Annotated in this window: 11 protein-coding genes; 4 read left to right on the top strand and 7 right to left on the bottom strand. The window is 65.3% G+C overall.

Going from position 1 to position 12,548, the window contains the following annotated elements:
- Positions 1–133: 133 nt before the first annotated feature.
- Positions 134–1,033, bottom strand: a complete 900-nt coding sequence (locus tag AC56KL_RS21120) for a response regulator (RefSeq protein WP_497182143.1) — start codon at positions 1,031–1,033, stop codon at positions 134–136.
- Positions 1,034–1,253: 220 nt separating this feature from the next.
- Between AC56KL_RS21120 and AC56KL_RS21115 the strand changes: the two genes are divergently transcribed.
- Together AC56KL_RS21115 and parC are read left to right on the top strand one after the other, a co-directional pair.
- Positions 1,254–3,251 carry a DNA topoisomerase IV subunit B gene (locus tag AC56KL_RS21115; RefSeq protein ID WP_497182142.1) on the top strand — a complete coding sequence of 666 codons (1,998 nt, stop codon included), beginning with the start codon at positions 1,254–1,256 and terminating at the stop codon, positions 3,249–3,251.
- Between the two features lie 11 nt (positions 3,252–3,262).
- A complete protein-coding gene (gene parC / locus AC56KL_RS21110; protein WP_497182141.1) occupies positions 3,263–5,623 on the top strand; it encodes a DNA topoisomerase IV subunit A in 2,361 nt (786 codons plus the stop codon).
- A 247-nt stretch (positions 5,624–5,870) separates the two neighbouring features.
- On the opposite strand, the gene AC56KL_RS21105 is transcribed toward parC, so the two are convergent.
- Together AC56KL_RS21105 and AC56KL_RS21100 are read right to left on the bottom strand one after the other, a co-directional pair.
- Positions 5,871–6,359 carry a hypothetical protein gene (locus AC56KL_RS21105; protein ID WP_497182140.1) on the bottom strand — a complete coding sequence of 163 codons (489 nt, stop codon included), beginning with the start codon at positions 6,357–6,359 and terminating at the stop codon, positions 5,871–5,873.
- Positions 6,360–6,503: 144 nt separating this feature from the next.
- Positions 6,504–7,919, bottom strand: a complete 1,416-nt coding sequence (locus AC56KL_RS21100; RefSeq protein WP_497182139.1) for an IgA Peptidase M64 — start codon at positions 7,917–7,919, stop codon at positions 6,504–6,506.
- A 96-nt stretch (positions 7,920–8,015) separates the two neighbouring features.
- On the opposite strand from AC56KL_RS21100, the gene AC56KL_RS21095 reads away from it, so the two are divergent.
- Positions 8,016–8,342, top strand: a complete 327-nt coding sequence (locus AC56KL_RS21095) for a DUF6572 domain-containing protein (RefSeq protein WP_497182138.1) — start codon at positions 8,016–8,018, stop codon at positions 8,340–8,342.
- Here the strand turns inward: AC56KL_RS21095 and AC56KL_RS21090 are convergent.
- The 3 genes from AC56KL_RS21090 to AC56KL_RS21080 all read right to left on the bottom strand — a co-directional run bounded on the left by AC56KL_RS21090 (position 8,317) and on the right by AC56KL_RS21080 (position 10,883).
- On the bottom strand, positions 8,317–9,591 hold the full coding sequence (locus AC56KL_RS21090) for a cyanophycinase (protein WP_497182137.1): 1,275 nt from the start codon (positions 9,589–9,591) through the stop codon (positions 8,317–8,319). The genes AC56KL_RS21095 and AC56KL_RS21090 overlap by 26 nt on opposite strands.
- Positions 9,592–9,755: 164 nt before the next feature.
- A complete protein-coding gene (locus tag AC56KL_RS21085) occupies positions 9,756–10,193 on the bottom strand; it encodes a GNAT family N-acetyltransferase (RefSeq protein ID WP_497182136.1) in 438 nt (145 codons plus the stop codon).
- Between the two features lie 96 nt (positions 10,194–10,289).
- The gene (locus tag AC56KL_RS21080) at positions 10,290–10,883 is read right to left on the bottom strand and encodes a hypothetical protein (RefSeq protein ID WP_497182135.1); all 594 of its coding nucleotides are present in this window, start codon (positions 10,881–10,883) and stop codon (positions 10,290–10,292) included.
- Between the two features lie 129 nt (positions 10,884–11,012).
- Between AC56KL_RS21080 and argH the strand changes: the two genes are divergently transcribed.
- Positions 11,013–12,410 (top strand): argininosuccinate lyase, encoded by a 1,398-nt coding sequence (argH, locus tag AC56KL_RS21075; protein ID WP_497182134.1) that lies wholly within the window; start codon positions 11,013–11,015, stop codon positions 12,408–12,410.
- Between the two features lie 55 nt (positions 12,411–12,465).
- Here argH and AC56KL_RS21070 read toward each other — a convergent pair.
- On the bottom strand, positions 12,466–12,548 hold an 83-nt coding region (locus tag AC56KL_RS21070), incomplete at its 5' end, for an IS3 family transposase (RefSeq protein ID WP_497182192.1).

Genomic DNA, 12,548 nt, shown 5'->3' with positions numbered 1-12,548 from the left:
TATAGCTCTGCTGCGCCCGCGCACGATTTAAAGTTGTGACAAATAATCCACTTTCTCGGCAAGCTCATCTTGCAACAGCACGCCTTGCAGTGAAACCGTTTTTAGTGAATACTGTATGCATTCACAGTAGTTTTCAGCCAGGCAGTGCCAGCAGTTTCTGGAAGGTGGCCAGCAGATGGCGGTCCGCGACCGGTTTGTCGAGCAGGCCGCGCACACCCGCATCGCGGGCGCGCAGGCTGTCGTACTTGAACGATTGCCCAACAAGAAAGAGTACGGCGGTACGCCCTGCGCCTTCCTGGGATTTGATGGCGCTGCTGAGGCTATACGGTTCGATGCCGGAAGCACAGGTATTGATCATGACGAGCGACACCGGGGTTTCGTCGCACAGGCGGACGGCGGCGCGGCTGCTGTCGGTCCATTCGACGGGGCGGGCGCCGAGGCTGCGTGCGCTGCCGGCGCTGTTGCCCAGCACCTTGCCGATGGTGGCCGCGGAGTTGGCCCCCATGCTGCCGAAGACGCGCGCCACATGGTCCCGGAAGGCGCCGCCCTTGTCGATGATGAGCACGGCGCCGTCGGGCGGTCCCTGGCGCAGGCGGGCATAGTAGGCTGGCGCCTCGGTATCGGGCGCCAGCCGCGGCCTTCGGCGGCGCTCCGGCAGGCAACGCTCGCCCTGCGCCGCCAAGGCCGCCAGCGCCTTTACGCGGGTGTCCAGCAGTTCGGCCAGCGATTCGAAAAGACTGGCGGGGTCGATCGGGCGCGGCAGGCTGCGACGCCCCTTGCCGTCGCCACCGTCGCCGCCGATGAGGAGGATGGGCTGGGGTGCGCCGGGCGGCAGGCAGGCCAGGCGCGCCAGGGCGGCCGGGTTGGCGCCGTCGGCGATATACAGGTCCGGTTCTTGCACACTGTCGTCGTGCAGGCAAAAATACGACGGCCCCGTCGGCGGAGCCTGTGCCAGCAAGCTCTCGATCCGGGCGTATTCAGCCGGCTCGACGCCGACCAGGCGGACAGTAAATGGATATCTGGTTGCGGGCATCGCTTTTCCAGCCTTTCCAGTGGAGGCACCTTGCAAAACCGCTGCGCGTTGCAATGGCGTTCGCGCTGGTTTTTCGAGCTACCCCGTAGCACTTCCGGTTCACATCGTTTTAATCTAGCACAATGGTGCGGACTCATAAGCACGTTTGGCTTTGAAAAATGGCCAAAATTTTCCGCGCGACAAGATAGAATGCGCAAGCATTAAATTTAAGAACATCAGCATGGCGACCAAGAAACCCGCATCCGACTACAGCGAATCATCCATCCGCGTCCTCAAGGGACTCGAGCCCGTCAAACAGCGTCCGGGCATGTATACCCGGACCGAGAACCCGCTGCACATCATCCAGGAAGTGATCGACAACGCCTCCGACGAGGCGCTGGGCGGACACTGCAAGAACATCGCCGTGACCCTGAACACGGACGGCTCGGTCACGGTCGAAGACGACGGCCGCGGCATTCCGGTTGGACTGCACCCGGAAGAAAACGTGCCGACCGTGGAGATCGTGTTTACCCGCCTGCACGCGGGCGGCAAGTTCGACAAGGGCTCGGGCGGCGCCTACGCCTTCTCGGGCGGCTTGCACGGCGTCGGCGTGTCCGTCACCAATGCGCTGTCGACGCGCCTGGAGATCACCGTCTGGCGCAAGGACGAGAACGGCAACGGCGTGCACCAACTGGCCTTCGAGAACGGCGACCTGGTCGAGCCCCTGAGCTCGCGCCCGGCGGACCGCGGCGGCAAGAAGAACGGCACCCGCGTCACCGCCCGCCCCGACCCGAAATACTTCGATTCGCCCGTCATTCCCCTTGGCGACATGCAGCGCCTGCTGCGCTCGAAAGCCGTGCTGCTGCCGGGCGTGACCGTCACGCTCACCAACGCCAAGACCGGCGACGTCCAGACCTGGCGCTACGACGAAGGCCTGCGCGGCTACCTGACCGAAGCGCTGAACCAGACCGCCAGCGGCCAGACCCTGATTCCGCTGTTCGAAGGCGCGCAATATGCCGCGGCAGGGGATGAAGGTTTCGCCGAGGGCGAAGGCGCGGCCTGGGTGGTGGCCTGGACCGAGGAAGGCGGCGTGGTGCGCGAGTCCTATGTCAACCTGATTCCGACCGTGAGCGGCGGCACCCACGAATCCGGCCTGCGCGACGGCCTGTTCGGCGCCGTGAAAAGCTTCGTCGAGATGCACTCGCTGCTGCCGAAAGGCGTCAAGCTGTTGCCCGAAGACGTGTTCGCACGCGTCTCCTTCGTGCTGTCCGCGAAAGTGCTGGACCCGCAGTTCCAGGGCCAGACCAAGGAACGCCTGAACTCGCGCGACGCGGTCAAGCTGGTGTCGACCTTCACCCGGCCGCCGCTCGAACTGTGGCTGAACCAGCACGTCGACTACGGCAAGAAGCTGGCCGAACTGGTCATCAAGCAGGCGCAATCGCGCCTGCGTTCGCTGCAGAAGGTCGAGAAGAAGAAGTCGTCGGGCGTGGCCGTCTTGCCGGGCAAGCTGACCGATTGCGAATCGACCGACATCACCCGCAACGAGCTGTTCCTGGTCGAGGGCGATTCGGCGGGCGGCTCGGCCAAGATGGGCCGCGACAAGGAATTCCAGGCCATCCTGCCGCTGCGCGGCAAGGTGCTGAACTCCTGGGAGACCGAGCGCGACCGCCTGTTCGCCAACAACGAGATCCACGACATCGCGGTGGCGATCGGGGTCGATCCGCACGGCGCCGACGATAACCCGGACCTGACCGGCCTGCGCTACGGGAAGATCTGCATCCTGTCGGATGCGGACGTGGACGGCTCCCATATTCAGGTGTTGCTGCTCACTTTGTTCTTTAAACATTTCCCGGCCCTGTTCCGCAACGGCCACATCTGCGTGGCGCGTCCGCCGCTGTACCGCGTCGATGTGCCGGCGCGCGGCAAGAAGCCGCTGCAGAAGCTGTACGCGCTGGACGACGGCGAACTGCTGGCCATCGAGGACAAGCTGAAAAAAGAAGGCCTGAAGGAAGGCGTGTGGAGCATCTCGCGCTTCAAGGGCCTGGGCGAGATGAACGCGGAACAGCTGTGGGAAACCACCATGAACCCGGACACCCGCCGCCTGCTGCCGGTCGCGTTCGGCGAATACAACCTGGCCGAATCGGCATCGCGCTTCAACATGCTGATGGGGAAAGGCGAAGCCGCCGCCCGCCGCGCCTGGCTGGAAGAACACGGTAACGAGACCGAAGCGGATATCTGATACGAACGACTATGACTCAAGCAAGCCTTTTTGAACAAACCAACCCGCCGGGCGGCGGGGGCGACGACGACGGCGTTGAAAAACTCACCCTGTCCACCTTCGCCGAACGCGCCTACCTCGACTACGCCGTCTCGGTGGTCAAGGGCCGCGCCCTGCCGGACGTCTCGGACGGCCAGAAGCCGGTCCAGCGCCGCATCCTGTACTCGATGCACGAACTGGGCCTGGGCCACACCGCCAAGCCGCGCAAATCCGCCACCGTGGTCGGCGACGTGCTGGGTAAACTGCACCCGCACGGCGACCAGTCGGTCTACGACGCACTGGTGCGCATGGCCCAGGACTTCTCGCTGCGCTATCCGCTGATCGACGGCCAGGGCAACTTCGGCTCGCGCGACGGCGACGGCGCGGCGGCGATGCGCTATACCGAAGCGCGCCTGACGCCGGTATCGCGCCTGCTGCTCGACGAACTCGACATGGGCACGGTGGACTTCCAGCCGAACTACGACGGCTCCTCCCTTGAACCGCGCCAGTTGCCGGCGCGCCTGCCGATGGTGCTGCTCAACGGCGCCTCCGGCATCGCGGTCGGCATGGCCACCGAGATCCCGTCGCACAACCTGCGCGAAGTGGCGCAGGCCGCAGTCAGCCTGATCCGCAACCCGAAGATGACCCACGCCGAGCTGATGACACTGATCACCGGCCCGGACTTCCCGGGCGGCGGCCAGATCATCACCCCGTCCTCGAACATCGCCGACATGTACGCCACCGGCCGCGGCTCGCTCAAGGTGCGCGCGCGCTGGAAGATCGAAGAACTGGCGCGCGGCCAGTGGCAGGCGGTGGTCACTGAACTGCCGCCGGGCTGCTCGGCCCAGCGCGTGCTGGAAGAGATCGAGGAACTGACCAACCCGAAGATCAAGGCGGGCAAGAAGACCCTGCTGCCGGAACAGCTGGCGCTCAAGCAGACCATCCTCGGCGCGCTCGACACCGTGCGCGACGAATCGGGCCGCGAGGCCGCCGTGCGCATCGTGTTCGAGCCGAAGTCGAAGAACCAGGACCAGGCCGAGTTCATGCTGATGCTGCTGGCCCACACTTCGCTCGAGACCTCCAGCCCGATGAACCTGGTGATGATCGGCGGCGACGGCCGCCCGCGCCAGAAGGGCATGCTCGAGATCCTGCAGGAGTGGATCGACTTCCGCTTCGTCACCGTGCGCCGCCGCACCGAGTTCAAGCTGGGCAAGGTCAACGACCGCATCCACATCCTGGAAGGCCGCGAGACCGTCCTGCTGAACATCGACGAAGTCATCGCCATCATCCGCAATTCGGACGAGCCGAAAGCCGCGCTGATCGAGCGTTTCCGCCTGTCGGAGCGCCAGGCCGAGGACATCCTCGAGATCCGCCTGCGCCAGCTGGCGCGCCTGGAAGCGATCAAGATCCAGCAGGAGCTGGCCGAGCTGCGTTCGGAAAAAGAAAAGCTCGAGGACATTCTCGAGAACCCGTCGAGCATGAAGCGCCTGATCATCCGCGAGATCGAGCAGGACGCCAAGCAGTACGGCGACGAGCGCCGCACCCTGATCGAGGAAGCCGAGCGCGCCGTGGCCGAGCAGAAGCTCATCGACGAGCCGGTGACGGTGATCGTGTCGGAGAAGGGCTGGGTGCGCGCGCGCACCGGCATCGGCCACGACCCGGCCCAGTTCACCTTCAAGGCCGGCGACTCGCTGCTGCAGGCCTTCGAGTGCCGCACGGTGGATTCCCTGATCGGCATCGGCAGCAACGGCAAGTCCTTCTCGGTGCCGGTGGCGGCATTACCTGGAGCGCGCGGCGACGGCGTGCCGATCACGACCCTGGTCGACCTGTCGGGCGGCGTGGCAGGACAGCCCGTGCGCATCCTGCACTACTTCGCCGGCAACCCGGACACGCGCCTGCTGCTGTCCGCCTCGAACGGCTTCGGCTTCATCGCCAAGGCGGGCGACATGATCAGCCGCCTGAAGGGCGGCAAGTCCTTTATCACGCTGGACGACGGCGCGGTTCCGCTGCCGCCGCGGATCGTGAGCGACACCGCCGGCGCGATCGCCTGCCTGTCCGAGAAGGGCCGCGTGCTGGTGTTCGGCATCGACGAGATGAAGGTGCTGACCAACGGCGGCCGCGGCGTGATCCTGATGGAGCTGGAGCCGAAGGAAACCCTGCTGGCGGTGCAGCCGATCAACCAGAAGGGGCTGAACGTGATCGGCACCTGGGCCGGCTCGAAGCCGCGCACCGTGGAGCTGTTCGCATCAGGCCTCGAGCCGCACTTCGGCAAGCGGGCCCGCAAGGGCAAGCCGCTGTCGGCGAAGCTCAAGGCGCAGGATCTGGCGATGCGGGCGACCGAAAGCGCCAGCTAGTCCGTAGGGTGGTCGGCTTCGCCGACCGCGCGTTCAGCTCCGGCGTGCAATTCCACTGCATATCCGACAGTTGAACGCGCCAGCTCCGGCATGCAATTCCACTGCATATCCGACAGTTGAACGCGCCAGCTCCGGCATGCAATTCCACTGCATATCCGACAGTTGAACGCGCGGTTGGCACAGCCGACCACCCTACAAAACAACAACGCCGGCGCGAAGCCGGCGTTGTTGTTCGTACGACGTGTAATCAGTGCTTCGCCGCCGCCTTGTGCACATCCGCCACGGCTTCCGCACGCACCTGCTCGGTCTTGGCCGCCGCAGTCGCCTTGTCGGCCGCCGCATCGATCTGGGTCTTGAGCAGCTTCTCGTCCGCCTTGATGATCTTCTTGTCGGCCTTCAGCTTGGCATCGGCGATTTTCTCCTGCGCCTTTGCGGCCGCCTTCGCACGGTCTTCCGGGTCGGCCTTGGTCACCTTCTCGACTGCATCGGCGTGCGCCTCGACCGCCTTGTTCACTGCCTTGTCCTTCTTCTCGGTGGCGTCGGCCACGGCCTTGTTGACCTTCTTGTCGGCCTTTTCGGCTACCTTCATTTCCTTCGCCTCGGCCTTGGCGATGTCCTTCTCGGCTTCGGCTTCCGCCTTCACGACAGCCTTGGTGGCGGCAGGGGTAGCGGTGGTCTGGGCGTTGGCGGCAGTGGCCAGCAGGCCGGCGATGAGGGTGGCGATCAGCTTGTTCATGATGAATCCTTTCCGGGGAGTGGTCACGCAGTCCGGCTTCCCTGCGCTCTGTTGTTGTCTGAATGTGAGTCCAGAATACGGACTCGCCCCACCCCGGGTCTGTTATTCACCCCACTTAGACCGTTGACATTTTGTAAGCAAATTTTACTGTCGAGCTGCCCCCGCATACAGGTCGATGATCTCGCTCACGCCGTCGCGGCACACCGGGCAGAAGGCTTCGCTGCGGTCGAACATCAGGCACTGCATCGCCGGCCGGTAGTAGCCGCTCGCCTCGTAGTTGGCGCCTTCGAAGGCGCCCACGTCATGGCGGTGCGGCTCGCCCGCAAACAGCGCCCGCGTGGCCTTCAGGTCTTCGTGAAACAGCGCGCTCATCTCGCTCTCCGGCCGGTTCGCCGCGCGCAAGGCTGCACGCTTCTTCTGGTAGGCGCGCGAGGCTTCTTCATACGCGGCTTTGGGCCAGGGCGTCGGTAGCGGCGTGCCGGCCTTGACGTGGCGCTTCCATTTGATACTGGCCGGGTCGCGCAGCGCGGTCACGTTCGGCTCCCACGGTTCCATGCGCGTGCTGGCGGCCGCGTAGGCCACGGGCGAGGTGTAGTACTCGTCGGCCAGGCCGGCGAAGTGGTGGCCGAACTCGTGCACGAACAGGTAGCTGGCCCATTCGTTGCCGGCCGCCGCGGTGCTGAACTGGCCGAAGATGCCGCCGCCGCCATAGGTCTCGTTGTTCACCAGGATCTCGATGAACTCGTAGGGCGCATGCTGGGCGATGTCGCGCAGCGCGCGGTTGTCCAGGGTGAGCACATAGCGTTCGCTGCCGAAGATGTCGTAGCGCGTGCCCAACGGTGATGCGCGGTGCACCCCGGTGGACGGGCGGCTGATGCCCGACTCCGCGGTGGGCACGGCCAGCGCCCACACGTTGAAATCCCTGGCGCGCTCCTTGAAGGGCGAGACCGAGAACAGGTAGGCCGTGAGCCGGCGCGCGTCCGCCTCGAATTTCCCGAGTTCCGCGGCCGTATAGCCGTCGCCCATGATCAGGAGGTCGACCTTGTCGGGGGAGGGGCCGCTCACGTGCACCGGGATCGGCTTTGCCGGCAGGTCCGGCTGCTTCCTGACGACCTCCTGCGCATCCGTGTCCACTTCGACGCTCCAGGCCACCGAGAATTCATTGCGCTCGTCGCGCTTGAGGATGCGTACCCGCACCGGGCGATCCGGCTTGGGAAATCGCACCGATTCCTGGAAGCTGCGGCTCATCCTGTTCGCCTCTTCCGTCGTGCGCCACTCGCCGAAGACGGTCGAGAAGCCGCGCGAGTACAGCAGGTCGCCGGTCTTCGCATCGACCACCTCGACCCGGTTCTGGCCGCGGTTGGTGGTGTCGATGCTGCGCGCCGTGCTGCCGGGCCAGGGCAGCGGCTCGATCACGACGCGCTCCAGCGCATACTGGTCGGCGAGCGCATTGCCGCTGTGGGTATAGTCGACGCGCACGGTGGCCGGCTGGGCCGCATGCGCAAGGCCGGTAGCGAGCGCCAGCGCGGCGGCCAGGAGGAAGGAAGCGAAACGGGTCATGGATGGTCCTCGTGACAGGAATGTCATCCATTGTAATGCCGGGCCGGGCATCGTCGGCATGGCGGATAATGCCTGCTGCCGTGTAAAAGGAAACGTATGAGCGTCGAGAACCCGCGTGTGGTGGACTTCATCAGCATCGATCCCGAGACCGGTGCGGCGGTCCTGACGATCTCCGATCATCTCGCGTGGGACGAGGGAGGCGAGCACCTGTCGACGCTGCAGGACAAGCTGAACGTCTACCTGTCGTTCATCGAAAGCGGCGAACTGGTGGCATCCCGTCCGGAGGCGGCGGGACGGCCGGTGCGCATCGTGCTGATCCATCGCGAGCCCCTGAGCGCGCTCGCCCTGCGCTTCCTCGAGACGGCCCGCGGCATCATCCGCGAGGCAGGCTTCGCGCTCACCTGGCAGCATCTACCCGGCTAGTCTCGCCCCCGCCGCTCGCCATGGCCTCGAGCTGGCGGTAATGGTACAAAGGCCTTTGCACCACGATCGGCCGGATGTCGAGCCGCACCTTGTACACCGAGTACTGCTCGGTGAGCGAGGAGATGTAGCCGACACTGTCGCCGGTGCGCGTCAGCCTGAACTCGAAGCCGAGGTCGGGCTGGACGCCGTTGGCGCTGTCGAGCGACAGGCCGATGGCTTCCGGCTGGTCGCTGTCGATCAGCTTGGCCATCAGGTCGACCACCGTGCTGTTGCCGAGGATGTCGGCGGAGAAGATCGGATAGCGGTAGTAGGGTTTGGCCGGGTCGATCCGGTTGTCGCGCTTGTCGGCCGAGGGCGTGAAGGTATGCGTGAGCAGGTGGAAGCGGTCGCCGTTGTCCAGGTAGCTCAGGCGCACGTTGCTGACGCTGAGTGGTCCCTCCTCCAGTCGGTCCTGCGGCACCGCACGCGACAGGTCGACCAGCAGCGCGCCGCGGTAGCCGATCACTTCCACCTCGCGCGCCGGCCCCACCACCATGGCCGTGTTCTCGTCGATGCCCAGGCCGATCTTGTAGCCCTTCTTGAGCATGGCAGGCACCATGCGCGCGAAGCGGCCGCGCACCAGCAGATGCTGGTCGATGAAGACGTCGTCGCCGATGAAGCCGAGGCCCGGTGTGATCTCCTTGCCCTCGTCGAGGCCGAGCTTGAGCGTGGCGAGCACGGTCTTGGGATGGCCGAACATGGTGCTGCTCATGATGGCGGCGCCGGCGCTGGACCCGGCGATCATGCCGCCGCGGCGGTACATGTCCCAGACCGCGTCGAGCATGCGGGTATTGCTGCCGTCCGGGCGCCGCAGCGCGCGCGTGATGCGCCCCTGGTCGCCGCCGGCAAAATAGGCGCCGCCGGCCGAACGCACCGCGCCGGCCAGCGCCGCGTCGTCTGCGGCGGCCTGGTAATCGATGTCCTTCAGGCGCACGGCCACCGGCACGAAGAATGCCCTGGCGCCATACTGGTTGAAACGCTCGACGACCAGCTTGCCGACTTTTTCCGGATTGGCCGAGGCGGAGGCGAACACGGCGATGCGGGCGCCCTTGCCGCCGGCCAGCTGGACCATGCGCTCCCAGACGGGCGCATTGTCGCCGCGCAGCGCCCCGCCGATGATGACGAGCGAGCCCTTGGGCTGCCCCGCTGGCGCGGCAGTCGCGTCGGCAGCGGCGGCAGGATGGCCCGCCGCGAACAGGCAGGCCAGCAAAAGAGGACCAGTGACACGACCGGTAACACGACCGATGACACGACCGGCTATGCGCGCGACGAGGCGAACAAGGATGCGAACAACAACCTGGAGCATACGGCTTCCTTCTTGGTTACGACAATCGTAAGCCTGATTCGAGAAAGGCGTCGCCGTGTTGAGTATCCTCAGGACAAATATATGTTCGGAAAGTAACGTTCCATCTGCGTTTCCGGACGCTGGGGTGCGGCAAAGCCGAAGCGCTCGTACAGGCTGTGCGAGTCGCTCGTATTGAGCGTGAAGCGGCGCAGTTTCTGCAGGCTGGGGTGGCGCAGCACCACGCCGACTAATTGCTTGCCATACCCGCGTCCGCGGTATTCCGGCACCACGAACACGTCCACCAGGTTGGCGAAGGTGGCGAAGTCGGTGATCACGCGGGCAAAGGCGATCTGGCGCCCGTCGAGATAGCCGCCGAAACACAGCGAATTCTCGATGGCGCGCTCGACGATCGGCCGCGAAATGCCGACTGCCCAGGTGGATTGCTCGCTGAGGAAGCGGTAGATCATCGGGATGTCCAGCTGCGACTGGTCGGTGCTGACCTGGAAGCTCGAATCGTTGGTAATCATGGAAGGAGCGAATCTGGCTTAAAAGCCAATTCTAGCGCTCTTTGCAGCATGCATAACATTCGATTGCCCTGGCGAACTCCCCTCCTCATCGGCAACTCAGCCGTTGCGCAGGTAACGCTCCGGCAGCTGCAGCTTCGGGTCCTCGGCGCGCCAGATCAGGCTCAGCACGTACCAGCGCTTGCCGTCGTGGATGAGCTGGATGCTGTTGATGCCGCGCATGAAGGGCTTGGCGTCGTCCTTGGCATGGCGCGCCTCGTAGGTGCTGAACACGTGGGCGATCTGGCCGAAGACTTCAAGGGTGCGCGCTTTCTCGGTCTCGAAGAAGCCCATGGTGGCGAAAGCCTTGGTGTTGCGGGTGATGTAATCGTCCGGCGTCATGGCGCGGAACACGAAGCTGCCGTCCGGACGCGCCCCGACCGCCCCCATCTTGCCGTCGGGCGCGAACAGCGAGCGCATGCGGTCCCAGTCGCGCGGCGCGCCGGCCGGGCCCGAGATCACGTCGTAGAGCGCGGCGATGATGGCGTCGATCGACACGACGTCGGCCGGACGGGCTGCCGGCAGGCCGGCCGCGGCCGGTGCGGGCGGCGCGGCGATGCCGGTCGGCGTGGCCTGCGCCGCCGGCGCCTGCTGGGCCAGGGCCGCCGGAGTCGCGAAAGCAAGCGCCAGGCCGAGTTGGATCAGTCGATTCATGGAGTCTCCCTTGTTGTTGTCATTGAATGAATGGCTTCATCATCACGTATTTCCAGGTGCTTGTCACCCACCCAGGATGGGGTGGCCGCGAAGGCTTTATAATCTTCCGATACCAAAAGGGATCCCACCATGACCGATCAATTCTCCAAGAAGGCCGAAGCCTGGTCCGCCCGCTTCACCGAACCCGTTTCCGACCTCGTCAAGCGCTATACCGCCTCGGTGTCCTTCGACAAGCGCCTGGCGCTGTTCGACATCCAGGGCTCGCTCGCCCACGCCGAGATGCTGGCCGCGCAAGGCATCATCAGCGCCCAGGACCGTGCGGAGATCGAGCGCGGCATGGCCCAGATCAAGGGCGAGATCGAGGCCGGCAGCTTCGAGTGGCTGCTCGACCTGGAAGACGTGCACCTGAACATCGAGAAGCGCCTGACCGAACTGGTGGGCGACGCCGGCAAGCGCCTGCATACCGGCCGTTCCCGCAACGACCAGGTGGCGACCGACATCCGCCTGTACGTGCGCGCGGCGATCGACGACATCGTCAAGCTGCTGGCCAGCCTGCGCGGCGCCTTGACGGACCTGGCCGAGCGCCATGCGGACACCATCATGCCGGGCTTTACCCACCTGCAGGTGGCCCAGCCCATCACGTTCGGACACCACATGCTGGCCTACGTCGAGATGTTCGGCCGCGACCTTGAACGCATGCAGGATGCGCGCCGCCGCGTGAACCGCCTGCCGCTGGGCGCGGCCGCGCTGGCCGGCACCACCTTCCCGATCGACCGCCTGCGCGTGGCGCAGAGCCTCGGCTTCGAGGACGTGTGCCACAACTCGCTGGACGCCGTGTCGGACCGCGACTTTGCCATCGAATTCACGGCAGCAAGCTCCCTGATCATGATGCACGTGTCGCGCTTCTCGGAAGAGCTGGTCATGTGGATGAGCCCGCGCATCGGCTTCATCGACATCGCCGACCGCTTCTGCACCGGCTCGTCGATCATGCCGCAGAAGAAGAACCCGGACGTGCCGGAGCTCGCCCGCGGCAAGACCGGCCGCGTGTATGGCCACCTGAACGGCCTGCTGACCCTGATGAAGGGCCAGCCGCTGGCCTACAACAAGGACAACCAGGAAGACAAGGAACCGCTGTTCGACACCATCGATACGGTGACGGACACGCTGCGCATTTTCGCCGACATGGCGGGCGGCATCACGGTGAAGCCCGAGAACATGCGCGCGGCCGCGCTGCAGGGTTATGCGACGGCCACCGACCTGGCCGACTACCTGGTCAAGAAGGGCCTGCCCTTCCGCGACGCGCACGAAGCCGTGGCGCATGCGGTGCGGGCCTGCGACGTGGCCGGCTGCGACCTGTCGGAGATGCCGCTGGAGAAGCTGCGTGAATTCTCGCCGCTGATCGAGCAGGACGTGTTTGCGGTGCTCACGCTGGAAGGCTCGGTGGCGGCGCGCGATCACGTGGGCGGCACCGCGCCGAATCAGGTGCGCAAGGCGATCGAGCGCGTGCGCAAGCAGCTCGCGGAGTGATTTCGTAGGGTGGTCGGCTCTGTGAACTGACCCCAAATTGTTGGACGTTAAGTCGTTAAGCGCCCATGGCCTGGGTCCTGTACTGTACAGGGCTTTGGCCTTTTAGTTTAAGTTTGATGCGGTCGTTATTGTAATACC

The sequence above is a fragment of the Telluria sp. ZB4P34 genome, assembly GCF_059686055.1.
Note: the sequence above shows the minus strand (reverse complement) of the source record. Positions and strands in the feature narration are given on the sequence as shown.

Excerpts from the sequence above, each read along its gene's own strand:
- AC56KL_RS21095 (WP_497182138.1), top strand. The coding sequence starts at position 8,016 with ATGAGCGTCGAGAACCCGCGTGTGGTGGACTTCATCAGCATCGATCCC.
- AC56KL_RS21120 (WP_497182143.1), bottom strand. The coding sequence starts at position 1,033 with ATGCCCGCAACCAGATATCCATTTACTGTCCGCCTGGTCGGCGTCGAG.
- AC56KL_RS21115 (WP_497182142.1), top strand. The coding sequence starts at position 1,254 with ATGGCGACCAAGAAACCCGCATCCGACTACAGCGAATCATCCATCCGC.
- argH (WP_497182134.1), top strand. The coding sequence starts at position 11,013 with ATGACCGATCAATTCTCCAAGAAGGCCGAAGCCTGGTCCGCCCGCTTC.
- AC56KL_RS21080 (WP_497182135.1), bottom strand. The coding sequence starts at position 10,883 with ATGAATCGACTGATCCAACTCGGCCTGGCGCTTGCTTTCGCGACTCCG.
- AC56KL_RS21085 (WP_497182136.1), bottom strand. The coding sequence starts at position 10,193 with ATGATTACCAACGATTCGAGCTTCCAGGTCAGCACCGACCAGTCGCAG.
- AC56KL_RS21105 (WP_497182140.1), bottom strand. The coding sequence starts at position 6,359 with ATGAACAAGCTGATCGCCACCCTCATCGCCGGCCTGCTGGCCACTGCC.
- parC (WP_497182141.1), top strand. The coding sequence starts at position 3,263 with ATGACTCAAGCAAGCCTTTTTGAACAAACCAACCCGCCGGGCGGCGGG.
- AC56KL_RS21100 (WP_497182139.1), bottom strand. The coding sequence starts at position 7,919 with ATGACCCGTTTCGCTTCCTTCCTCCTGGCCGCCGCGCTGGCGCTCGCT.